The sequence below is a fragment of the Chloracidobacterium validum genome (assembly GCF_018304825.1).
In the GTDB taxonomy this organism is placed as follows: Bacteria; Acidobacteriota; Blastocatellia; order Chloracidobacteriales; family Chloracidobacteriaceae; genus Chloracidobacterium; species Chloracidobacterium validum.
The window spans coordinates 1,691,482-1,714,819 of record NZ_CP072648.1; the positions used below are offsets into that span (position 1 = coordinate 1,691,482).

Genomic DNA, 23,338 nt, shown 5'->3' on the forward strand with positions numbered 1-23,338 from the left:
ACGCCTGCCTGGATGATTTCGTATGGGCATCGGGACAACTCAGACAACTAGGTTGAATCATCATCCTTTGCGTTGTCCAAGCCAAAGACTTTCCCTACCAACGACTGCAATCGCCGACCGGTGGCAACACGCAGACTGCCCGCTCGTGGGGTCATCGTCCGCTTTGCTCCAAGCGCCTTGCGACGTTTCTTGAGTTCGGGATGCTCCGGCGCCAATGAAAGCCCCTGGTCGAGGCACTCAATCGCGCGGGAATCAAGCCCAAACTTGATGTATAGGTCAGACAGTTCTATGAGAAGTTCGGGGACTTCATCCGGGTCTCGGCAGAGATCGATTGCCGTGAGAAAAGCTTTCTCGGCCTCTTTGTTGCGCCCTGGGATCCGCAAAAGCACACGCCCCAGCATCGCTTGATAGTCAGCATTGTTGGGACGCTGCTCCACGGCCCGGCGGATGGATTGATAGGCCCGCTCGACATCCCCATTCCCCATGTATTCCACGGTTTTCAGGTATAGCTCTGAAGCTGGAACAGCCGGCGGCTCCGGTGGCAGGCTCGACGGCGCTTTTGGGTATGCGCCGGTTGGCATCCGGGGTGGTGGCGTAGATGGTGGACCACCGTTTGATTGCGCCGTCGCCCCGGTTGCTGCGGTGACGGGCGGCGGGGTTGGCGGCTTGAGCGTTGGCGGCGTTGGCGCGGGAGGCTTCGGGATTGGCGGTGATGCTGGATGAGCGCCAGTGCTGGGACGCTTAATGGTTGGTGGCGTCGGGAAACTGGCGCTTGCCGGTGGCTTTGGCGGCAGTGGCGGCGATTTGGGCGTCACCGTCGGACGCGGCGTGTCTCCCGATGGTGGGCGCACCGGCAGCGTGGGCGGCACTGGCGGACGTGGCGGCGGCGCGGCCGGCGGCTTCGGCGCAGGCCCAAACGACGAGGGCTGTCCCCCCGGTGGACTCGACGGCGTTGGACGCGCGACCGGATAAGCCCCGGTCGGAAAACGATTTCCGCCAGGGGTTGAACGGGCGGTGTTTCCGGTAATGGTCAGGTCATACTTGCGCCGCTTCTCCTCGTCGTTCAGCACATCATAGGCCTGCTGGATGGCAATAAACACCCGCTCCAACTTGGCTTTCACCTGAAAATCAAACGCTGCGAGCTGGGAATGGCGGTCGGGGTGAAACTTTTTGGCAAGTTCCCGATAGGTTTTCTTGAGCTCGTCCGAGGTAAACCGACGATTGATCCCCAAAACTTGGTAATGCGTTCCGCCGGACTCAACGACTCGCATCTTTTCTTCCAGCTCAAAACATATCTCGGCGGCGTGCGCGGCATCGATCTCACCGGACGTTTTGCCTGCTGGGGCCGACGGGCTTGGCATCACCTCGATGACGGGCGAAGGGTCACCGTCTGCGAAACTCACGATGCCAGCCATGGCAAAAGCGCACAACGCCCGGAGCACGCGCTCTTCTGGCAATGGCGTGGCCAGGCAGGCATCTTCGATACGCAGCGGTGCGTCAAGCCGCGACAGGACAAACGCCTCTTCCGGGGTGAGCGTTACACCAGGCAAGCTCACTTGCTTCGTGGACACCGGCTTGAGACAGCGGTGCATGCCCCCCAACCAGCGGCGGATGAGTTCCATGTCCGACAGACTACGAATGCCATCGAAAATGAGGCTCACCGGCGACAGAGATTGCTCGAAGCCCGCCACTTTAATCTTCTGCGCCTGAAAGCGATACTCGCCCGTCGTCCAGTGGAAAAGCGAATGCACCAAATAGGTGACATGCCCCACCAGCATTGCTTGCAAGTCCGTCGCGGCGAGGTAGCCAAGTTCAACCAAACAAGCCCCCAAGCGCTTCCCTTTACTGGTTTCAGCGATTGCCCGCGCAAGCTGTTCGGGAGAGATACAACCCAGCGTGCACAGCCGCTCACCAAATCGCTCGGAAACCGTTTCACTTGCCGCATAAACGATTGAGCCGTTTTCGAAATATACGTGGCGCACCAGGTTCGGCTGCGTAAGCGTGAGTGTCCCGCTCAACTGCTGCTGGTAGCAAATGCCGATGAGTTGTGGAACACAAGTACCTTCGAGTCGCTGTGTCATTCAAACGACTCCCACATCTAGAAACATGTGCGGGGCATCGCACCAAAGCTTGGCAACAATGGCTACGATGTCAAGAGTATTCAACGGCCTCCAGTATTTGGCAAGTGGCAAGCCAGTGGGTAGGGCACTCATCGCGCGCCAGCTCAGGCATACTTGCCGCCAGCCCAGGGGTTCGGTGGCATAGGGCTGGCGCCAAGCCTGCGGGACTGGAATCAGGCTTGAGTGACCGGGATTCAGTCCAGGATAAGTGAAGACCGGTTAGGACCACATCATACATCGAGGTTTTTCACATCGAGCGCATGTTCCTCGATAAACCGGCGACGAGGCTCAACGGCATCGCCCATCAACACGGTGAACACCGCGTCGGTTTCAACCACGTCATTGATGCGAACCTGAAGCAGCGTACGTTTCTCGGCATTGAGGGTCGTTTCCCAGAGTTGTTCCGGGTTCATTTCGCCCAACCCTTTGTACCGCTGAATGGTGAGGTCGCGCTTGGCGAGTGTCAGAATTTGGTCGCCCAACGCCGCGCGTTGCGCAACGGGGGTGGTGACCGAGCCTTGGGCAACCGTGTAAGGACCGGTCATGGCATCCCGCCACTCGGCATAGATCGTGACACACTTTTGGAACTCGGCATGGGTTGCCAGTTCCCAATCCACGGCGATGGAAAGGTTCGGCTTCGTCACGACCACCCGAAACAGCGCATGCTCCTCATCGCGGTTGAGCGTGGCGTCGTACCCGGCCGCGGCCAGGGTATCCACCAAACGGCGCGGCCAGTCTTCGGTCTCAAACAACGCATGCAATTTGCGGCCGGGCTTATAGCCACCGTCACCGGTACACGCTTGCAGCACCAGCTCCATCAGCCGCGCATCGCGCTGCAACCGCCGTTCGAGCTTGGGCGCAAACATCTCAAACTCCAGCAACTTGTCGAGAAACTTGGCCAACTCGCGTCCGGCTAACACGCGCTGGGTCGGCTCGACCGTGACGTGCACATCCTCGGTAGCCCGCTTGAGTAAGTATTTGTTCAGCTCTCGGTCGTCAAGCAAGTACTGCTCGGACTTCCCTTTCTTGACCTTGTAGAGTGGCGGTTGGGCGATGAAGACGTGTCCGCGTTCCAGCAGTTCCGGCATTTGGCGGTAGAAAAACGTCAGCAGCAGCGTCCGAATGTGCGAGCCATCAATGTCGGCGTCGCAGAGCAAAATGATTTTGTGGTAGCGCAGCTTATCAATCGAAAAATCTGATTTTCCGACGCCAGTGCCAAGCGCCATGATGAGCGCCCCAATCTCGCTGTGGGATAGCATCTTGTCATAACGCGCCTTTTCGACGTTGAGAATTTTGCCCTTGAGGGGCAGGATGGCCTGGGTTCGCCGGTCGCGTCCCTGCTTGGCGCTACCGCCGGCGCTATCGCCCTCAACGATGAAAAGCTCAGATTTTGATGGGTCACGCTCAGAACAGTCTGCCAACTTGCCTGGAAGCGTCAGGCTGTTGAGCGACGACTTACGCGAAATCTCACGCGCCCGCCGCGCCGCCTCGCGCGCCCGCGCCGCGTCAACCGCCTTCATAATGATGCGTTTGGCAATGGCGGGATGCTCGCCGAAGTAGGTTTTGAGCTGTTCCCGAAGGATGGAATCCACCATTCCCTTGACATCACTGTTGAGCTTGTTCTTGGTTTGCCCTTCAAACTGCGGCTGTGGAATCTTCACACTCACCACCGCCACGAGGCCCTCCCGCACATCATCGCCTGTCAGGTTTTCCTTGAGCTGCTTGCTCAGTCCTTCACTCAGCGCGTAGGCGTTGATGCTGGCCGTCAGCGCCGTCCGAAAACCCGACAGGTGGGTGCCGCCGTCCACGGTGTTGATGTTGTTGGCAAAGCTGAAAACTTTTTCGTCGTAGCCGTCATTGTACTGAATAGCCACCTCAACGGTCACTTCGCCCTGCGTGGCTTCGCAGTAGAACGGCTCCGGCATCAGCACGGTCTTGTTCCGGTTGAGATGCGCGACAAATTCGGCAATGCCACCACGATAGAAAAACTCTTGTCGCCGTTCCTGCTCGCCACGCTCGTCGGCGAGCGTGATGGTCAGCCCTTTGGTCAAAAAAGCTTTTTCGCGTAAACGTTGAGCAAGGGTGTCAAAGTCATAGGTCGTCGTGGTGAAAATCTCGCCATCTGGCTTGAAACTGACGCGCGTCCCACGCTTGGTCGTTTTACCGGTTCTGGTCAGTGGCGCGACCGGAATGCCGCGCTCAAACTCCTGTTCGTGTACGTAACCATTGCGGTACACCTCGACCCGCAGCCATTCCGACAAAAAGTTGACGCAGGAAACCCCAACCCCGTGCAGCCCGCCCGAAACCTTGTACGTGTTGTCCTCACCAAACTTGGCTCCGGCATGCAGTTCCGTGAGGACGATTTCGACGGCCGAGCGCTTTTTGGGGTCATCCTGCTTGACATCCACCGGGATGCCGCGCCCGTTGTCAATCACGGAAATGGAGTTATCCGGGTGAATGATGACCTCCACCTGCGTGCAGTGGCCGGCGAGCGCTTCATCCACTGAGTTATCAACGACTTCGTAAACCAGGTGGTGCAGTCCTAACTCGCCGTTGGAGCCAATGTACATGGCTGGGCGGAGGCGCACGGCGTCACGCCCAGAAAGCGAGGTGATGGAATCAGCCGTGTAGGTTTCAGCCGCCGCGTTGAGCAACGCGGCTTCGGATTGGGGTTTGGGTGTCATCATGGAGGTTGTCTGGTTCAGCCTTTCAAAAAAATACGTTGCCACAAGGCCCCGGCGGTGTTTTTTGTTTGCGACGCTCAAGCCGGGCGCACCGTGAAAAACAAACTACGCGCAAAACAGGTAAACTGACGTTCATTGTCCACGTATTCGGTCGTTTCGGCCGATACTTTCCCAATCCCGGCACGCTTGAACGGCTGCCGACGGCTGGCTTTAGTCAGCCCCCAAATCGGATCGAGAACCCGCGCCAAGGCATAAAAATCACGATTGACAACCGCCATGGACGGGAGCGAAGCCAGTAGCCAGTCGCCCAAACGGGTATGGTTTTCAGCCGCGAGCAGCCCTCGCTGCGCACCAAGGCAGGAGTAGTCAAAGCCATCGGCGCGAATCCGCAGGTGCGTGGCCAGCGTCGGACCGAACAAGTCAATGACGGCAACTTCTTCATCAGCCGTGTAAAGCTCCTCGCGTTCCGCCTTGGCCCGCCGCGCTGTGGACTCGCGCGCCAAGACCTGACGAAACCGGAGCACCCCAAAGACCACGAGGGACACTTCATTCCAACTCAGGCGCAGCAGCATCGCCTGATCGGTTCCCCACGCTTCAAGGAAGTCGCCCGCGGCAACCAGCGCGCGCGCGCGGCGTGGCGGGTGCAGGGGCGACAACTGTGCGTCAGACAAAATCAGCGTGCGCAATCCCGACCGCGCCAATCGCTGGGTCAACAGCGTGGCGTCGTGGGGTGTTGTCGCGCGCGCAATCGGAACCGGAGCCGGCGACGCCAAAAGTGCGGCGGCCTGTTCGGGGGTGAGGCGTCCGACCGCAGCTACCTCCTCAACGGCGTTCGGCGCGGGCGGATTGCCTGGGAGAAAGATGACGTTGTAGCCTGGCTCGATGTCTTCCGCATTCCGTAAGTTCGGCAGCGCCTGGCTTTCCTGTCCGGGAATCCGTAGTGGCTGACCACAAAAGAGGCACGTTGTCCGGTGCGTCCCATTCGGACGACCGCATTGGGGACAGGCTACTACAGGCAGGCTATTTGTTGTCATTATCGTCTCTACGTCACCTGATGTACATCCCTGAATGCGATTTAGTTTATCATTCCAGCGGCGCCGGCGCAGGACGAGTTGCCCACCGGCCCGGTGGACAGGTGGGACCCACCTCGTCATCAACTTTACTGCCTGTGGATTGAAAGTCTTTGTGAAGCACCTGACCGTGGCCATTACCGGCGCAAGCGGGGCCATTTACGCCCAGCGATTGCTGCACTACCTCGACGCCAGCCTGGAAGTCGCTCAAATCAACTTGGTTATCAGCGCGCTGGGCGCGACGGTCATTCGGGAAGAACTCGACTTGCCCATCACGGGCGCCAAAGCCAGCGACGTGGAAGCGCTGCTTGGGCGGCCGACAACCAAGATTACCCTGCTGCCGGTCAAGGATGTCGGCGCAACGATTGCCAGCGGCTCCTACCCCTGCGATGGCATGGCCGTCGTGCCGTGCAGCATGGGCAGCCTGGGCTACATTGCGGCCGGCATCGCCCGCGACCTGATCCACCGGGCCGCGGACGTTATGCTCAAAGAACGGCGGCCGCTGATTCTGGTCCCCCGCGAAACGCCTTTCAACGCCATTCATCTTGAGAACATGCTGCGCGTTGAACGGGCCGGAGCGCTGATTTTGCCGGCCTGTCCCAGCTTTTATCACCGGCCGCAATCCGTACAAGCACTGGTCGATCACCTGGTGTTTCGCATCATGGCGCACCTTGGCGTTTCCCATCCAACCGACACCACCTGGCGCGGACGACGCGCGCCGTCATCCGAGCCGGCATCAGGCCAGGTGTAAATCTTCCAGGATCTCCTGCCGCCCGTAGCCCCGCTGCCGAAGTTCCCGTCCCCAGCGCACATCGGCCGCAATGAGCCGCAGATCAAGCAACGGGAACTTGGCGCGTAGTTCAAGGATGGACTCTTCCGGAGAGGGCAGGCGGATGGCCTCGAGCAAAGCGCTAAGGTACTCTTGCGTTGTGGAAGCTGGCATGCGCAGTCCCTCGCTCCAAGCTTGTGTCTTCACGCCCGATGCTTCCCGTCACGCTGGCGGAAAGGGTACATCTGGCGGAAAAGGTACATGACGATATGCGCCTTGAATGCTACACGTTCTCACGGCGCGCTTCAATTCAGTGTACAGTCCGGTTAGATGGCGGTCTCTGGTTGGCAACCCAACCATGACGGGTTTCCTGAGCTATGAAACGCGACGACTATCGGCGCGAGTTTGCGGCTTTTCAGGCGGCACGGGCGCAGGCCAGGCAGATGGCGTGGCGTGCCGCCTCCGGTTTTGAGCCGCTTCCGGCGCGACTTCAGGATCGATTCAGTGACTTGTGGTCGGCGACGGCTGTGGCCGATTTGCGCCGCGAAAGTCAAGCTGATGCCTCGCGCTCCGAAACCGAACGGCGTGGCGGACAATCACTCCTTGATTTTGCGGAAACCTGGTTCATTCGGACGCAAACGCGGGAACTCGACGCGGAACTCCACCGGGCCCTCACCACCCCACTCATCCCGTGGCGCGGACAACGCCAATCGGCATCCGCGCTCCGGCCGCATCTGGCCGCCGAGTCAGACCCGGCGCACCGCCGCGAACTTCAGGGCAAACTCGCGGCGCACGACGCCAGCTTGGTTGATCTTCGAGAGCAGCGCCGGGAGATGCTGGGCGCAGCCGCGCGCAGCTTGGGTTACGGTCACTTGGCGGAGCAAGTCACCGCACAGCTTCACCGGCGGACGGGCGAGGACATCTCCGCGTGGACGGACACCTGCGAGCGGTTTTTGGTCGAAACGGATACCCCCTATCGTCGCGTGGTTGCAGCGCATGCCGCGGCCGCGCCGGCGACTGACCCTTTTGGTGACCGCCAGCCTCGGCGTGTGGCGGAAAACCTGTTACGTGGCTTTGGGATACGTCCGTGGCAGCAAACCAATGTGACGACCGCCTGGCGCTTCACCGGCCCGTCCGGCGTGTTTCGGGTACGCATTCCAGAAGACATCCGCTGGATGGTGGCAGAAGCATCCAACTGGCAAACTTGGCGGCGCTTTCTGGGCGAGCTGGCCCGCGTGCAGCAAGCGGCCTGGACGTCGGCCAAGCTGCCGGTCGAACTTCGTTCCCACGGCGATCCGGCGGTGGCTGAAGCTTGGCAGTGGCTTTTTGCCGATTTGCTCATTGACCGGCGCTGGGTCGCTGGCGCGCTGGATATTCAGCCGCCTCCGGTCATTCGGCATGCCCTGCTAGCTGCCCGTTGGCAGCTAGCGCGGCGGGCGGCCCTGCGATTCGTGGCCTGGCATGGGCGCGAAACCGGTGGCTGGGCGCTCGACCGTGTACGCGCTGAGTTTGCGCAGCACCTGGACACAACCCTTTCAGACTGGGAATTGCACGATGAACTTGACGCGGCACCTCAGGCCCTGGCCCAACTGCGCGGCGCGTGGCTGGCCGCCGCGCTGAACGACTGGTTGCGCACGAAATACGGTAACTGGTTCGCCAGCCGCCGCGCTGGCGATGACTTGATTGACCTGTGGAACACTGGCTTTCGCTACACGGCCGGCGAACTCGCCGCCTTGGTCGGCGTCGGACCGCTCACACCGGACGCTTTCTTGGCTGGCTCAGACCCGGTCAGCAAGTGACCAGGGTGCGCCAAGTACCATCTCAGTGGTTGCTGCTTCCGGTGGCACATGGTAGTGTTTTCTAACTTAGTGGCTTTTCTCACACTCAGCAGTCCAGCCATCATCCCAAGTCACGATGACATCCCAGCACGGAGGATTTCTCGCCATGTCTGAAAGCTCGAACAAGATTACCTATTTCCTGGCTGGCGCCAGCATCGGGGCGCTGGTGGCGCTACTGTTCGCGCCAAAGTCGGGGCGTGAGCTGCGCGGCGACATCAGTGACGCGACCCGGCGCGGCATTGACTACACGACGGAAAACGCCAAGGCGCTCGGTGAGAAGGCCTCCCATCTGTACACGAGCGGGCGCGAGAAGACCTCGGAGTTGTATGCCTTGAGCAAAGAAAAAGCATCGCACCTGCTTGAATCCGGGCGCGGGTTGCTCGATGAACAACGCGACCGTGTGGCGGCTGCCATCGAGGCCGGTAAGCAGGCGTACCGCGAAAAGAAAGCCGAAGCCCTGGCGATTGACAACAAGGAAGCTGCCGACGGCGAACCTACGGCGTAGTCACCCAAATGACTGACCTAGCCACGCCTTCACCTTCAACCTGTACCGCTCGCTGTGGCTGCTCGCCGAGTGGCAACTGGCGGCTCTAGTTGAGAGTCCTGAACCCGTGATTACGAACGAAATCTTCCAAACAATCATCAGCGTTTCCCTTGTCGTCGTCTTTGTCGTGCAGTTGGCGCTGCTCTTGGTTATCTACCGGTTGGTCACCAAAGTCATGGGCTTGATTGAGCAAGCCCGGACCAAAACTGATCCGGTGGTTGAACAAACCCGCCAACTCTTGACATCGGCCAAGCCCATTATCGAGAAAGCGCAAACCACCGCCGAAGCCATTACCCCGATTCTGGTTCGGACGAATGAACTCCTTGGCGTGGCACGCGAAACGACCGTGCTGGTGCGCGACACCACGGCAACGCTCAAAACGGAAGCTCAGGCCTGCCTTGCGGCGGTGACGGCGACCACCAAGGAGCTTTCCCGCTTGACCACGGAAAGCGCACAGGAAGTTTCGACGCTTGTCAAGGACACTTCTGAACAACTCCGCACCCAAGTGGACACCTACGCGCATGTCGCGTCGCGGACGGCGCTCCGCATTGATGACACGGCCTCGATCATTCAGCAAGACGTGCTGCGGCCCGTGCAAGAGATTTCAGCCATGTTGTCTGCGGCAAAGACGTTCCTATCGGTCTTGCTGACACCAGAGCGCAAGACGGTTGACCGTGCCTACCAGGACGAAGAGATGTTCATCTGAACGGATGCGGTCAAACCGTTTGGGCGCGCCTGAAGGCGGACATTCCCGCGTGTCCCAGGCGTGCCACATCGCCCACGCTTTGGCCGGTGTGGCTTGAAGAGTTCGATGACTTTTCAGGTACATTCTTGGAAAAAACAATTTGGCGTCGCATTATCCTTCCGCTAGGTTTCCAAGAGTACAGTCAGTCCTAATTTGTGGTTGGTGAGCGTTCTGGAATGTCCCAAATGCTTTCTGGAGGTTTGTTAATTGACAAGCCTCCCAATGCCACCTCACATGATGTCGTCGCGCTGGTTCGGCGTTTCATCGGCATCAAGCGTGTCGGTCACACCGGCACACTTGACCCCTTCGCTACCGGCTTACTCGTTCTCTGCCTAGGGCCGGCCACCCGGCTCTCACGGTTTCTGACCGATACCTCAAAAAGCTATCGAGCGGTTCTTCGATTTGGTTTTGCTACGGATACCCAAGACCTGACCGGACAACCGCTCACACCACCGCGCGCCACCCAAGGCCTGACCGAAGACCAGTTGCAAGCCGTCGCGCAGACGTTCCTGGGCAAGCAAATGCAGACACCGCCAATGTATTCGGCCAGAAAAATTGACGGGGTGGCGCTCTATCAACTCGCGCGCGCCGGCAAAGTGGTCGTCCGGGCAGCGACGCCGATTGAAGTGTTTAGTTTCAACTTCTTGCCTGACGCCCAGGGGCGCGTCATTCGGCAGGACCAACAGGGCGCACCCATCGTGGAATGCGAGGTCACATGCTCATCGGGAACGTATATCCGTACCCTTGCGCACGACATTGGCGAACGCATCGGCTGTGGCGCACACTTGGTCGCCCTTCGACGAACAGCCGTAGATGGCTTCACCGTTGACGAGGCACTGACCCTCGAAGACCTGCAACGGTGTGTCATGAGCGGCGAATGGTCGGGACAAGTGCTATCGCCCCTTGATCTCCTGCGGGGCTGGCCGCGCGTCCGACTCGGTCAACCGCTGGCGAACCGGTTTATCTGTGGGCAGGCGCTGGACATCTCGCCAGATGACATTACGCCTGACAACCGCCGCCCATTTCCTGTTGCCCCAGAAGTAGGCGTCGCCGTCACGGATGAAGCCGGATACTTTCTAGGCGTGGGACGCTATGACCACCGGACGGGTTGGCTTCGTCCGCAAACGGTGATGCCCACGGCACATTGAGCCAGCCAGCCACAGGATTCACCATGACGCCAGAGGAAGCCCGCGAAAAGTTTGGGCGCCGCGCCCAGCGGTGCGCCGGCTGCTATGTCGCATTTTTGGTCAGAGACCTGTGGTGGGCCGACGATGGGAATTATTACTGCGCCCATTGTCACAGCGACCATCCGGGCATTGCCGTCCATTTCTCAGACTATGCGGATGGTTTTGATTTCAGCCAGTTGCCGAGCTTGAATGAGTAAGTCGTTGCGCAATCGCGGCGACAACCCGGCGCGGCACAACCGTGGCATTCTTCATGTGAAGTTCACGGGTTAGGTGCCCGACAACGTAGAGTCCTGGCACGCTGGTTTCATTGGTTTCGGGGTCATAGACCGGTCGCTCGTCGGGGGCGATGGCAACGCCCGCCGCCGCCAGCAGCGAGACATCCGGCGCGGCCCCTAGCAGGGCGAAAACATGGGCGCAGGGGACTTCCAGAAGGCTTCCAGCTTGGCATCGGAGTCGCGCGGACGTAGGCAGTATTTCAACACAAGTCGTCGCGTAGTGAATGGTTAGCTCACCGCGCGCGACACACTCACGCAGCGGGGCGCGCACCCAGGGCTTGATGCCAACGCGGTCGGCATCTTCCGGGCGTGGGTCAAGTGATGGTCGGCGCAGTGACCAGTGAACCTCTGCGCCAGCTTGGCATAGGTCGAGTGCGGCTTCGGCGGCTGAGTTGCCTCCTCCCACGACCAGGACGGTTTGCCCGGCGAAGGGGAAGGCCTCCACGAATCGGTACGACACCCGCGCCGGTGTTTCACCACGCGCGTTCAGCCGGTAGGGACGACCAAATCCACCAGTGGCAACGATGACCCGGCGCGCTTGATATACGTTCTTGGCAGAGATGACCTGAAAGCCTCCGCCGGTTGGGATGATGGCCTGGACGGCTTCATAGGTATGAATCGCCAACCGCAACTCGCGCGTCGCCAGCCGCGTGTAATAGGTCAGGACTTCTTCGCGGGTCGGTTTCGGGCCGGCCTTGGGTTTGAGCGTGCCTGGGATGAGTTCGACTTCATCCGGCGTCGAAAACAAGGGACGCCCAATTGGGTACTCCGCAACCGTCTGGGCAATCGCCCCCCGCTCCAAAACCAGATAAGCCAAGTTGGCCTGCTGGGCGGCGTAGGCGGCTGTCAATCCCGCCGGTCCAGCGCCAACGATGATGAGGTCATAGGTCATATAACATGCGCCGTCGAAACAACCGGATCGAGTCTGACATCCTATGGTGTCTGCTAACGAGGCGGCAAGCCGCCCTTCCCAATCGAAAACTTCAAGGAGCGCCGCCGTTTTTGCGCATGGCTTTTCATCCGGGGATAGTCCAGAAAGCTTCCTGATGGGTTGTGCTTGATGTCTTTTGAAACCACGCCCTTCAATCGGATTTCAATACCTGGCATGACAAAGCAGCCAAGACTCCCCGCGAACGCGCGCCGGTGGACGGGCAAATTGCCAAAGTACCGTCCAGCCCGTCCTTGAAATCTACCATCAGGGCGTCGAAACTACCGAAACCAACCAGACGGTTACCGCGCCTCGCGGCTCAACGAGGCCGACACCGGCTGGGAAACCGCTGTTGACAAGGATACTCGTCCATGGTGCGCCTTTCACGCTTGCTTCGTTTGGGATTTGTCGCGCTGTTGATCACCGGGCTATCGTCGCTGCCGTGGGCGCGCTTGGCCGAGGTCGCCCCGGCCGATGCGGCTGTTGAAGCCAACCTTCGTCGCCATATCGGCTACTTGGCCTCCAACGAACTTGCCGGACGCCTGCCTGGCACGCCGGGCGCGGAAAAAGCGGCGCAGTACATCACCGCTCAGTTCCAACGCGCTGGACTCCGCCCGCTCGGCGACCGTGGCTACCGTCAAGCGTTCAGCTTCGTGGCGGCCGTTCGCCTGGGGCGGCGCAACCACCTAACGGCAACCGTTGCCACATCGCGCCTCACGGCGGTGCCAGACACCGACTTCCGGCCACTGGGATTCACGGCCAACGGCAGCGCAGAGGGCGATCTGGTCTTTGCCGGGTACGGCATTTCCGCTGCCAAGGACGCCCAGTACGACGATTATGCCAACCTCGATGTGAAAGACCGCATCGTGCTGACGCTTCCCTACAGCCCGGCCGGGTCGAATCCACACACCAAGTTTGGCCCGTTTCTGTCGCTGCGCTACAAGGCAACGACCGCCCGCAACAACGGAGCGGCGGGGCTGCTGGTCATTGCCGAGGATGATGATTTCGGACGTTCCCAAATCGCCCGGCTGCGCTATGACGATGCCTTTGGCGACGCCGGCTTTCCATGCGCTGTCGTGAGCCGCGCCTGGGCCGCCAAGCTGCTCGGCGTCCCGGTCGCCGACCTGGAAAAAACCATTGCGGCCAGCGGTCAGCCGGCGTCCAAATCCCTGGCCGGTGTTCGCGCGCGTCTCCAAACGGAGGTCGTCAAGGAGCGTCAAACCGGGTACAACCTCCTTGGCTGGCTCGAAGGGAGCGATCCCGTTCTGAGCCAGGAAGTGGTGGTGATTGGCGCGCACTACGACCACCTGGGCCTTGGCGGGCCCAACTCACTCGCACCACGGGAGGGCGATGTTCACCCTGGCGCCGATGACAACGCTTCCGGCACGGCCGGACTCATGGAACTCGCCAAGGCGCTGGGCAACCAGACGGCGCGACCCAAGCGCAGCTTGCTGTTCATTGCGTTCTCGGCCGAAGAAAAGGGACTGATCGGTTCAGCGTACTTTGTTGACCATCCCACGACCCGCGGCAAGCGCATCGTGGCCATGATCAACATGGACATGATCGGTCGCCTGCGCGAAAACCGTCTCACCATCCAGGGCGTTGGCACGTCATCGGTTTGGCGATCGCTGTTGACCGAAACCAACCAACGCCACGCGCTCACGTTGTCACTTGGCGAAAGCGGCTTTGGGCCAAGCGACCATGCGTCGTTTTACAAACGAAACATTCCGGTGCTGTTTTTTCTCACTGGCAGCCACCCGGACTACCACCGCCCGTCGGATACGGCCGACAAGATCAACTACGCCGGGGAGCGGCAGGTGCTCAGCTTCGTGAGCGACGTGCTCCGGGCAACGGCCAATCTCCCGATGCCGCCGGACTTCATCGCGCCGCAAGCCAGCGATCCCGCCGAACGCGCGCGGGGTGGCTTCCGGGTTTCCCTCGGGACGATTCCTGACTACGCGGCCGAGATTGCCGGGGTGAAGCTTTCCGGCGTGCGCGAGGGCAGCCCGGCGGCTACGGCTGGGCTGCAAGCCGGTGACATCATCGTGGGGCTGGCCGGACGCGACATCAAGAGTGTGTATGACTACACCTATGTCTTGCAGGAGCTTGAACCGGACAAGGAAGTTGAAGTTGTCGTCGAGCGAAATGGTCGGCGGTTGACGTTCAAGCTTACGCCGATGCGGCGGTAAGGGTGGAAGGCGGCTCGCCGTCACTGAGGCAGCGCAGGCGAATGTGCTTACTCAAGCCAATGATGCGCATGCCTTCGCGCGCCTGAATCCGACAGGAAAGCGCCGGGCGTTCGCGGTCTTCACCGGGCCGGCAGTACCGAATCTGGCAGTTCGTGCAGTCGCCGTTCCAGCAAAAATCGCCGTAGGAAATGCTTTCCATGTCAAGAAACTGAAAGCCGCGCAAGACGACGTTGTGCTCTGGGACGTGAAGGATTCGCCCCATTACTTCGATTGGAATCAGGCGTTCGTAAGGCTCGAAAATTTCTGTCGGGGGCGTTGCAAACATAGTTTGGTGAGAATCAGCTAAAGTAAGTGCAATGGCCCTTTCAATCGCATGCGTTGACGACGCAAAGCAAGTCGTTTCGGTGTAGCGCAGTGGCACGACATACCTTTTACCTTGGCTTGGGCAGTAATCTGGGTGACCGGCAGACGTTGCTGGAACGTGCCATTGATCGCCTGACCAGCCGGGCCGAACGCTGGCGGCGCGCGCCCTGGTACGCCACCGCGCCGGTGGACTATCTGGCGCAGCCGTGGTTTCTCAACACGGTGCTCGAAGTGACAACGGACATCGCGCCCGCCGAGATGCTGACCCTGGGGCTTCAACTCGAAGCCGACGTTGGACGGGTTCGCTCGATTCCAAAGGGAGCGCGGCCGCTCGATGTGGATGTCCTACTATGTCAAGCCCTGGACGGACAGTTTCTGGTTTCGGACGACCCAACGCTGACGCTGCCGCATCCCCGCCTTCACCTGCGACGGTTTGTTCTCGTGCCGTTGTGTGACCTCATCCCAACGGCCGAGCATCCACACTTCAAACAAACCTTCGCGGCATTGCTCGCCGCGTGTCCAGACAACAGCCCGGTTCACGCCTGGGATGCATCCGCAGTTGACTCCGCAGCTAACTCCGCCGCCGGCGACCAGTCGGAGGCGTAGCCGTCGGCAGCCGCAGGTCTTCCGGCTCCAGCGTTGTTCCTTCGCAGAGAATACAGGCGCGCTCGATGCAGTTTTCAAGCTCACGGATGTTGCCCGGAAAGTCATACGCCTGAAGCGCCTGAAGCGCCGCCGGTGAAAGCGTCAGCTTGCGCCGGCGGATTTCACGCCCATACTTTTCGGCAAAATGGGCGGCCAGGGCCGGAATATCCTCGCGCCGCTCACGCAGGGGTGGAATCTCAAGGGTAAAGACCGCCAGCCGGTAAAATAAGTCCTCGCGGAAGATTTTTGCCGCCACGGCTGCCGCCAGGTCACGGTTGGTTGCGGCCACGATCCGCGCGTCAACGCTGATTTCCTGCGTGCCGCCAATGCGCGTGATGGTCCGGGCTTCCAGCGCACGCAAAAATTTGGCCTGGACGATCAGCGGTAGCTCGCCAATCTCATCCAGAAACAGCGTGCCGCCGCGCGCCAGCTCGAACTTGCCGACCTGGCGGCCGTCAGCTCCGGTAAACGCGCCTTTTTCGTGGCCGAAAAGTTCGTTTTCGACGAGCGTTTCGGGAATCGCCGCGCAGTTGACGGCCACGAAGGGCTCCTGCCGGCGGCGGCTCAGGTGGTGAATGGCGCGGGCGAACAGTTCCTTGCCAACGCCGGACTCGCCTAACAACAACACGGTCGCATCGGTTGGCGCGACCTGCTGGAGACGCCGCCCGACCTCCTGTAGGGCTGGGGAGTCGCCAATCATGCGCGGGAAACCATACCGGCGGGCATACTCCTCGCGCATCAAGATGCAGGCGCGCCGGAGCTGACGAGTCTCAACCAAGCGCTCCAGCGCCAGCAGCAAGTGATCGGGATCAACTGGTTTTTGCAGAAAGTCTTCCGCGCCGTCCTTCATAGCCGCCACCGCTTCCTCAACCGAACCGTAGGCGGTCAGCACGACAACCGGCGTGTCCGGATCGAGTGCCTTGGCCGCGCGCAGCACGTCCAATCCGGTGCCATCCGGGAGCCGCAGATCGGTCAACACGACCGTGGGGGGCTGCCGACGCAGCGATTGGCGAGCCTGCTTGACATCGGCGGCTTCCACGACACCGTAGCCGGCCCGCTCCAGTGTCAAGCGCCACATCTGGCGCAGGGCGTCCTTATCTTCGACAATCAGAATATCCGCGCGACTCACGGTCATGACCGACTGACGCCTGGCTCAGGGCTGGGGCTGGGATGGCTGCTCGCGGTACTGCTTGACTTTCCCTTCTTCGAGCAAGCGTCGAATGGCTTGCCGCGCCTTGACAACCCGCAGTGTCGCATCCTGCTCTGGCAGCGGCGGGTTGTCGGCGTTGTCCTGGCGCTGTTTCTCAGCTTCGGCCTCGCGCAGTTCGTTGCGGGCGGCCTCGAGCGCCTGTCGCCAGGCTTCCTCCGGCGATGGCATCGCTTCAGACGTTTCCCCGTTGCTTTCTTCAACGTCACCTCGCGCCGGGGGAGCGTCAAAGTCCTCGTTACTCAAGGCGCGTGAGCGTGACTGGCGGCCGGAACCTCCGGATGCCGGGGCAGTTGGTGTCGGGCTTGTTTGTAAAAGGTCTTGCGCGCCCAGCGGTAGGTCGTCCAAAGCCGGACGGCTCGTTTCCGGTGGCGGTGCCTGCCGTGGCGACCGCCGTGATCTTTTTCGACCCGGCGCGGACGGCGACTGGGACGGCGACTGAACCGCCGCGCCATCGGCAACGGCCGGCTCGCGTTCAGGGGTAGCCCAACCCAAACTACCTGCCAGCATCAAACTCAACAGAACGCTCATGACGAACACCTCACGCTTCGGCACTCAGGTACAAAGGCAGCGACACCCGAAACTGCGCGCCGCCACCGGGAAGGTTTCGGGCTTCGATGCGCCCATTGTGACCGACAACAATCTTCCGAACAATGGCCAACCCCAAGCCGTGTCCTTGTTTTTTGGTCGTGAAAAACGGGACGAACAGATTTGAAGCGACCTCTGGGGGAAAGCCACGACCGGAATCCTCAACCAACAGTGTCACCTCTCCCTGGCCGATCTCAGTCCGTATCCGAACCTCTCGCACGGTGGCGTCTTCAGGAATGGCTTCCAGGGCATTGCGCAGCAAGTTCTCAAGCGCGCGTCGCAGCAAAGCCGCGTCCCCGGCAACGGTTGGCAGTGCCGATGGCAATACCAGCGTCACGTCACGCCGGGTGGACTCCGGTTCGAGCGCCTGTGCGACTTCTTCAACCACGCTCATCAGGTCAACGGGGCCGGCAGCCAGCCGCAGGGGACGGGCAAAGGTCAGAAACTCCGACACGACCTGCGTCAAATGTCGCACTTCATCCCGGAGCGCGGACGCCGCTGGACTGTCGGGCGCGTCCTGGGCAAGCAATCGCGCATAGCCATCCATCGTCGCCAGTGAGTTTTTGAACTCGTGCGCGATCCCCGCTGCCATTTCACCGACATTCGTCATGGTTTCCTTGGCATGCGCCGTGGCGCGCAGCGCGGCCAGTTCGGTGATGTTGGCAACCAGACATAAGACGCTTGCCGCGCCTGGGATCGGCGAAACGCTCGCGTCGAGCGTTCGCTCATGTCCGCCAATCGTGGCGGTGATGTCAGACTGGCGGCAAACTTGGCTGCTCTGCAAACTATTCACGACCAAATCCCTGAGCGCCGGAACATCGGCAAAAAACACGTCGAGGGGGACGCCCGGCGACCGTCCAAACAAGGTTTGCGCCGCCAGATTGGCAAGCACGACCGTACCATCCGCCGACGCCACGATGAGCGCATCGGGAATGCTGGCAATCAGCCGGTCGCTGAACTCAGCCTGGGCAACGGCCCGGTGCTCGGCGTCGCTGCGTAGGCGTTCAAGCTCGCGCCCCGTGGATTGGAGGCGATCAATGACCTCCTGGTAACTTTCCAGAACGAACTCGACCGGCGCGGCCCGTGCATCGCGGGCCGGTCGAAGCGAAGTGCCAGTCCGTAACAAGGCATGCATGAGCCATAGGCCGGACGCCGTCACGGCTAGCCACAACGGCAGTTCGTAGCCAAGGCGGGTCAGGGCCGTCGAGAGGCGCGCCCCACGGTGGCGGGCGCTCAGGTAGAGGCCCCCCATCAGCTTCCCATCGTCTTTTTGCAAGGGGAGTGTCATGACCCAGGCCTCCTGGACATACACGCCGGTTTCCTGGCGGAAGCTGCCTGCATCAAGCCGCTCCGGCAAGGTCAGTTCGCCGGTTGGGTCATTGCGCGACGCCATGGCGTGCCGTCGCCCGGCGTGGTCATACAACGCAACGGCGGCCGTCAGATTTGGCGGAAGCCGGTCTGCGGCAAGCTGTGTCGGCAGCTCGGCTTGCGCCAGCACGTCGGCCATAATCAGTTGGGCAGCCAACCGCGCTTCGGTCTGGGTACGGTGCTGCGCCTCACGCTCATAAGCGTTCCGCAGCGCGTATGTCATCCACAGCCCGATCAGACAAACCCCGGTGAGCAGGGCCACGAGCGCCACGGCCAGGGCCTGGCCAGACCGGATGCGCCGTCCGACGCGAAGGCGCGCGCGGCGACAGTCACCTGCCCGGTCACGGGCCAATGAGCGTCGGGGCGCTGTATGGATCATCATCCGACGGAAAACTGTTTGGCACGACCTTTGGGAAGCCACGGCTATCCAAAACAGGTGTCTGGGCAAGGTATTCGGCCAGGCGCACCGCCATGTCACGGGCTGTCGGGCGCAAAGCCGGGTCTTTTTCAAGGGCTTGAGCGACGATGTCGCTCAACGCTGCCGGTATGTCAGGCACGACTTGCTGCACCGGCCGGGGGCGATGCGTCAAATGCTGGAGGGCAATGCCCACAAAACCGCTGGCGCTGTCAAAGGGCAGTTGCCCGGTCAGCATTTGGTAAAGCGTCACGCCCACGGCATAGACATCTGATTTCCCATCGTAGGACAGGTGATTGATGCGCTCCGGCGCCAGGTAGGCGGCCGTGCCAACCACGGCGCCGAGCACGCTGATGGTCTGCTCCTTGAGCGTATCCTCCCCTACCAGCTTGGCCACGCCGAAATCCACGACCTTCACGATTTCGCTATCCTTGGTCTGGTGAAGAAAGATGTTGTCAGGCTTGATGTCCCGGTGAATGACTCCTTCGGCATGGGCCGTGTCGAGCACGTCGAGGACGGGAATCAAAATCTCGGCACAGCGCGCTGGCGACAATGAGCCATAGCGCCGGAGTTCATCCGTGAGGGTATAGCCTCGCAGCAGTTCCATGACGATGTAGGCAATACCTTCCAACGAGACGCCGGAATCAAGAATGGCGACGGCGTTCGGGTGGTTGACGCGACAGGCCGAAATTCCTTCCTGCCGGAAGCGCTCCAGGGCTTGCGGTGAATCATTGCCTGCCGCCGGACGAAAAACCTTGACGGCAACTTTGCGGTTGAGTGCCAGTTGGGTGGCTTCATACACCACACCAAAGCCACCGGTGCCAATTTTGACATCCAGTTGGTACTTGCCATCGAGGACGGTGCCCGGCAGCGCCTTTGTGAGCGCACTGAAAACCAGGTCAGTTCGGCGCTGCGCCTCGGCGAGTTCGTCGTTTTTGCGCGCCAGATCACGATTGGCAACCACGAGTTGGTCATTCTTTTCGGCCAGGTTTTGATTGAGCGCGGCCAGTGCGGCTGTCCGCTCGGCAACCTTGGCTTCGAGTTCGAGCGTCCGCTTGCGCAGCAGGTAAACGCGCCACTGCATGATGCCCAGGCCCAGCGCGACAAAGGCCAGCGCATACAACCCAAAAGCCCACCACCGCGCCCACCAGGGGCGGCGGATAGTCAGCGAGGCCGTCGTGATTTCCTGAACGGTGCCGAGGTAATCCCGGCTGCGAATCCGAAAGGCGTAGGTGCCGGCCGGCAAGCTGGCAAAGGTTCGGCGCCGATCCAACACCCAGGGCGTTGGTTGGGACTCATAACCAATCAGTTGGGTTGAGTACTGGGTTTCGGCGTTGCGGAAAAAGTTCAACAGCTCATACTCGAAGCTCACTTCGTTCTGGTCATGGGACAACACCAAGTTGGTGGTGAGGCGTTGTTCCTGACCGTTGATGAGAATCCGCACGATGCGCGGTGGGACGGTTTCCCCCCTGGTAATTTCAAGCCGGTCGTCAAACATGGTCAGTCCGGCGATGGTGCCCGCCCAGAGACGCCCTTCGGAATCACAAAGCGCCGCCCCACCATTGCACTCGTTGCTGGGCAGTCCATCTTCAGTCGTGAAGGTTTCCAGCGTCGGAAGTCGCCAGGCCTGGGTCTGGCTTGGCGTCAGGCGCGCCACACCACGATTGGTGAAGAGGTACACCCGCCCCTGGCGATCATGGCGGACTTCATAAACGACATTATTCGGCAGCGCCGGCTCGGTGCTATCCGACAGCGTGTGCCACTGAACCTCGCCGGATTGCAACGCCCCGATGGCGACGCCGGCATAGGTGCCGGCCCACAGGGTCCGGGTTCCGTCCTTTTCCAGCAGGTGCAGCGAGCGCACGATGTCGCTGGGCAACGTGCCGTTGGCGCGGTTGTACAGGGTCCAGCGCCCCCGGTGCAGCCTGGCAATCCCGCCGCCAAACGTCCCAAACCACAGGCACTGACTGCCGTCCGGCTCGCGGATGGCCAGCATCGCCGTGACGTACTCACTGGTTATTCCCGACGCTTCTAGTGGAAACCGGCTCCATTGCCCCTGCTTCCAGACGGCGACGCCTTTTTCCGTCCCGACGAGTAGTTGCGGCGTCCCGGCGTCGTCCGTCGTTTCCAATAAGCTCCAGATGCCATCGTCCGGGAGGCTGCCCTGCTCACGGTTGAAGATCGTCCACTGCCGGTTTTGAAGCCGCGCCAAGCCGCCCGTCGCCGTTCCCAGCCAGACTGCCGGACCATTGGAAACCTGCTCCGTTTTGAGCATGCAAGAGACGAACCGACTTGGAAGCGGGCCGTTTTCCATCTGGAAGACTTCCCACCGTCCCTGGCGAAAGCACGCCGCGCCGTGATTGCGTGTCCCGATCCAAAAGGCGCGTGAACCGTCTGGTTCGACGTATTCGAGCAAGGACTTGACGCCAACCAGTGGGATCAGGTCGGTTGGAAAGTGCAGGCGGTGCCAGGCGCCAAACCGCAATCGGGCCAGTCCCCCGCCGTTGGTGCCAACCCAGAGCAGCGGCGGGCCGTTGCCGGTCTGGGTTTGATGAATGGAGGAAACTTCGCTATTGGGAATGGTTTGCGTATCGGTGTTATACAGTGTCCACCGGCCGGCGTGATAGGCGGCCAGACCGCCGCCGTTGGTGCCGACCCAAAGCGTCACGGACTGGTCCGGGCCATAGGTTGCCGCCAGGCTGCGGATTTGCTTCGTGCCGTTGAAGTCCTCCCGCATCATCCGCCACTGACCATCGCGGTACATGGCCACACCGTGGTTGGCAAAGCCAGCCCAGAGCACGCGCGCGCCGTCCGGTTCACGCACCTCAACCATCGCCCGAATGTCGTCGCTGGGGAGTTGTCCATTCGCCGTGCTGTAGAGTCGCTGCACGCGCCGGTCCTGCCACTCGACCAGTCCGTGGCTCGTCGCCACCCAAAGCACCGGTTGACCGGCACGCTCGGTCACGAGGAGCGCGCGAATCGCATCGCTGGGTAGGCCGGCATTGGCCTGGGTGAAGGTTTCCCAGCGCTTGCCGTCAAAGCAGGTCAATCCACCGCCGGCCGTCCCGGCCCAGAGGATCGTGCGGCCATCCGGTTCGGGGACTTCGGCAAGCGCCGTCACGGTGTTGTGGGGAAATCCGGCTTGCCCGGCGTGGTAATGCTGAACGAAGCTTCCCTGGTGCCAAATGAACACACCGTCTGCGTTAGTGCCAAACCAGAGCCGACCATCCCGCGCCAGCAACATCGTCCGCACCCAGTTTGAACTTCCCTTCTCCGGCAGGTCGAAACGTTGCCACTGGTTGCCGTCATAGCGGGCGGCACCATCCTGAGTGCCAACCCACAAATACCCATCGGCATCGGTGGTCATGGCCATGACGGAGTTTTGGGGTAGCCCATCAACATCGGTGAAGATACGTGACGCCGGCAGAGCAATGAGGTCTGGTTGAATGGTCGGCGCATCGGCTCGCGTTCCAGAAGCAGACAGGCGCGGCGGAACAGGTTGGGCCCACGTGCCGGCCAGAAACAGCAGAATGAGCAGGGTGTGCAGGACGCGCCGGCCAACTGTTTGCCAACACAACCGATGGATGCCTATCGTCACGTCAAACCCCACTCACGGCAAGCCGATGCGGTGCGCGAAGCAACGCCCCGCTAAATAACGCGAGGAACTTTGAAATGCCCGTGTCCGGCCTCTGGCGCATTTGCCAAGGCGACATCCGACCCGGGCGGTGTATGCGGCGTGTCGGGTCGCAAAGCCGTGTCGCCAACTGCCGTGCAGTGGGCCATGGGTGGCAGGTCAGTCGTATCCAGTTCATTGAGGCGGTCAAAGTAGCCAACGATGGCATCCATTTGGGCCGCGAGACGGTCGAGGTCGGCCGGGGAGGGACGCAGGTTAGCAAGCTGGGCAATCTTTTCTACATCCTGAGTTGTGATGGACATAGGGAGGTTCCTTGTGAAGGTGGACAAGCTAGCGACTACTCGATGACCGGATCGGTTGCGGAGGCGCGGCCGCCGCGGCGGTCACTGCCACGCAACTTCCCAGTTTGGTCAATGAAGTAAGACATCCGCCCTGAAGCCGGATAATCGGTTGGGGTACTGTAACACCCAAAGGCATTCTCTGAAGCCTCGATGAAAAATTGCGACATCCGGGCTTCGGACGGATCGTTTGGCAGAAAACCACCATCCACGAGTTCCGCCAGTGAGCCATAGCGCCCATGCGCCGCATGGAAAGACGACTGGACGCGGGCAATCGTGAGCATACTGGCCCGCGTGGCATTGTCCCGCGATGACTGGCTCGCGGCCACCACGACCTCATCCGGGCGTTCCTGCTTCTTGCAGGCTGGACTTGAAGCCAGACCGATCAGCAGACCGATCAGTACCTTTCCCACAGTAACGACACACGGCCT

At 61.0% G+C, this 23,338-nt stretch carries 20 protein-coding genes; 8 read left to right on the top strand and 12 right to left on the bottom strand.

Features of this window, described 5'->3' with window-relative positions:
• Positions 1–47: 47 nt before the first annotated feature.
• The 3 genes from J8C06_RS07065 to J8C06_RS07075 all read right to left on the bottom strand — a co-directional run bounded on the left by J8C06_RS07065 (position 48) and on the right by J8C06_RS07075 (position 5,838).
• Positions 48–2,081, bottom strand: a complete 2,034-nt coding sequence (locus tag J8C06_RS07065; RefSeq protein ID WP_211428016.1) for a DnaJ domain-containing protein — start codon at positions 2,079–2,081, stop codon at positions 48–50.
• Between the two features lie 269 nt (positions 2,082–2,350).
• Complete coding sequence (gene gyrB / locus J8C06_RS07070) at positions 2,351–4,807, bottom strand: DNA topoisomerase (ATP-hydrolyzing) subunit B (RefSeq protein ID WP_246601999.1); 2,457 nt, start codon at positions 4,805–4,807, stop codon at positions 2,351–2,353.
• Positions 4,808–4,881: 74 nt separating this feature from the next.
• Positions 4,882–5,838: a zinc ribbon domain-containing protein gene (locus J8C06_RS07075; RefSeq protein WP_211428017.1), complete on the bottom strand. Its 957-nt coding sequence runs from the start codon at positions 5,836–5,838 to the stop codon at positions 4,882–4,884.
• Positions 5,839–5,989: 151 nt separating this feature from the next.
• On the opposite strand from J8C06_RS07075, the gene J8C06_RS07080 reads away from it, so the two are divergent.
• Entirely contained in the window at positions 5,990–6,625 is a 636-nt protein-coding gene (locus J8C06_RS07080) for a UbiX family flavin prenyltransferase (protein ID WP_246602000.1), read from the top strand.
• Here J8C06_RS07080 and J8C06_RS07085 read toward each other — a convergent pair.
• Complete coding sequence (locus tag J8C06_RS07085; RefSeq protein ID WP_211428019.1) at positions 6,611–6,817, bottom strand: hypothetical protein; 207 nt, start codon at positions 6,815–6,817, stop codon at positions 6,611–6,613. The genes J8C06_RS07080 and J8C06_RS07085 overlap by 15 nt on opposite strands.
• A 203-nt stretch (positions 6,818–7,020) precedes the next feature.
• Between J8C06_RS07085 and J8C06_RS07090 the strand changes: the two genes are divergently transcribed.
• The 5 genes from J8C06_RS07090 (at position 7,021) to J8C06_RS07110 (ending at position 11,154) form a co-directional block, all read left to right on the top strand.
• A complete protein-coding gene (locus J8C06_RS07090; protein WP_211428020.1) occupies positions 7,021–8,442 on the top strand; it encodes a hypothetical protein in 1,422 nt (473 codons plus the stop codon).
• Positions 8,443–8,587: 145 nt separating this feature from the next.
• Positions 8,588–8,986 carry a YtxH domain-containing protein gene (locus J8C06_RS07095; RefSeq protein WP_211428021.1) on the top strand — a complete coding sequence of 133 codons (399 nt, stop codon included), beginning with the start codon at positions 8,588–8,590 and terminating at the stop codon, positions 8,984–8,986.
• A 106-nt stretch (positions 8,987–9,092) separates the two neighbouring features.
• Positions 9,093–9,731: a hypothetical protein gene (locus tag J8C06_RS07100; protein ID WP_211428022.1), complete on the top strand. Its 639-nt coding sequence runs from the start codon at positions 9,093–9,095 to the stop codon at positions 9,729–9,731.
• A gap of 224 nt (positions 9,732–9,955) precedes the next feature.
• Entirely contained in the window at positions 9,956–10,918 is a 963-nt protein-coding gene (gene truB, locus J8C06_RS07105) for a tRNA pseudouridine(55) synthase TruB (RefSeq protein WP_211428023.1), read from the top strand.
• A gap of 23 nt (positions 10,919–10,941) precedes the next feature.
• Positions 10,942–11,154, top strand: a complete 213-nt coding sequence (locus J8C06_RS07110; protein WP_211428024.1) for a hypothetical protein — start codon at positions 10,942–10,944, stop codon at positions 11,152–11,154.
• On the opposite strand, the gene J8C06_RS07115 is transcribed toward J8C06_RS07110, so the two are convergent.
• The gene (locus tag J8C06_RS07115; protein WP_211428025.1) at positions 11,126–12,124 is read right to left on the bottom strand and encodes an NAD(P)/FAD-dependent oxidoreductase; all 999 of its coding nucleotides are present in this window, start codon (positions 12,122–12,124) and stop codon (positions 11,126–11,128) included. The genes J8C06_RS07110 and J8C06_RS07115 overlap by 29 nt on opposite strands.
• 407 nt (positions 12,125–12,531) lie before the next feature.
• Here J8C06_RS07115 and J8C06_RS07120 point away from each other — a divergent pair, with 407 nt between their 5' ends.
• Positions 12,532–14,349 carry a M20/M25/M40 family metallo-hydrolase gene (locus J8C06_RS07120; protein WP_211428026.1) on the top strand — a complete coding sequence of 606 codons (1,818 nt, stop codon included), beginning with the start codon at positions 12,532–12,534 and terminating at the stop codon, positions 14,347–14,349.
• Here J8C06_RS07120 and J8C06_RS07125 read toward each other — a convergent pair.
• Positions 14,330–14,674 (bottom strand): hypothetical protein, encoded by a 345-nt coding sequence (locus J8C06_RS07125; RefSeq protein WP_211428027.1) that lies wholly within the window; start codon positions 14,672–14,674, stop codon positions 14,330–14,332. The genes J8C06_RS07120 and J8C06_RS07125 overlap by 20 nt on opposite strands.
• An 89-nt stretch (positions 14,675–14,763) precedes the next feature.
• On the opposite strand from J8C06_RS07125, the gene folK reads away from it, so the two are divergent.
• A complete protein-coding gene (folK, locus tag J8C06_RS07130; protein ID WP_211428028.1) occupies positions 14,764–15,318 on the top strand; it encodes a 2-amino-4-hydroxy-6-hydroxymethyldihydropteridine diphosphokinase in 555 nt (184 codons plus the stop codon).
• Here folK and J8C06_RS07135 read toward each other — a convergent pair.
• Genes J8C06_RS07135 through J8C06_RS07160 form a run of 6 tightly spaced genes read right to left on the bottom strand, consistent with a single transcriptional unit; the run spans position 15,284 to position 23,320 of the window.
• A complete protein-coding gene (locus J8C06_RS07135) occupies positions 15,284–16,492 on the bottom strand; it encodes a sigma-54-dependent transcriptional regulator (RefSeq protein ID WP_211428029.1) in 1,209 nt (402 codons plus the stop codon). The genes folK and J8C06_RS07135 overlap by 35 nt on opposite strands.
• 18 nt (positions 16,493–16,510) lie before the next feature.
• Complete coding sequence (locus J8C06_RS07140; protein ID WP_211428030.1) at positions 16,511–17,095, bottom strand: hypothetical protein; 585 nt, start codon at positions 17,093–17,095, stop codon at positions 16,511–16,513.
• A gap of 10 nt (positions 17,096–17,105) precedes the next feature.
• A complete protein-coding gene (locus J8C06_RS07145; protein WP_211428031.1) occupies positions 17,106–18,902 on the bottom strand; it encodes a sensor histidine kinase in 1,797 nt (598 codons plus the stop codon).
• Positions 18,862–22,533, bottom strand: coding sequence for a protein kinase domain-containing protein (locus tag J8C06_RS07150; RefSeq protein ID WP_211428032.1), 3,672 nt, complete (start codon positions 22,531–22,533; stop codon positions 18,862–18,864). Before J8C06_RS07150 ends, J8C06_RS07145 begins: the two co-directional genes overlap by 41 nt.
• A gap of 50 nt (positions 22,534–22,583) precedes the next feature.
• Entirely contained in the window at positions 22,584–22,871 is a 288-nt protein-coding gene (gene gatC, locus J8C06_RS07155; protein ID WP_211428033.1) for an Asp-tRNA(Asn)/Glu-tRNA(Gln) amidotransferase subunit GatC, read from the bottom strand.
• Positions 22,872–22,906: 35 nt separating this feature from the next.
• Positions 22,907–23,320, bottom strand: a complete 414-nt coding sequence (locus J8C06_RS07160) for a hypothetical protein (protein ID WP_211428034.1) — start codon at positions 23,318–23,320, stop codon at positions 22,907–22,909.
• Between the last annotated feature and the right edge of the window lie 18 nt (positions 23,321–23,338).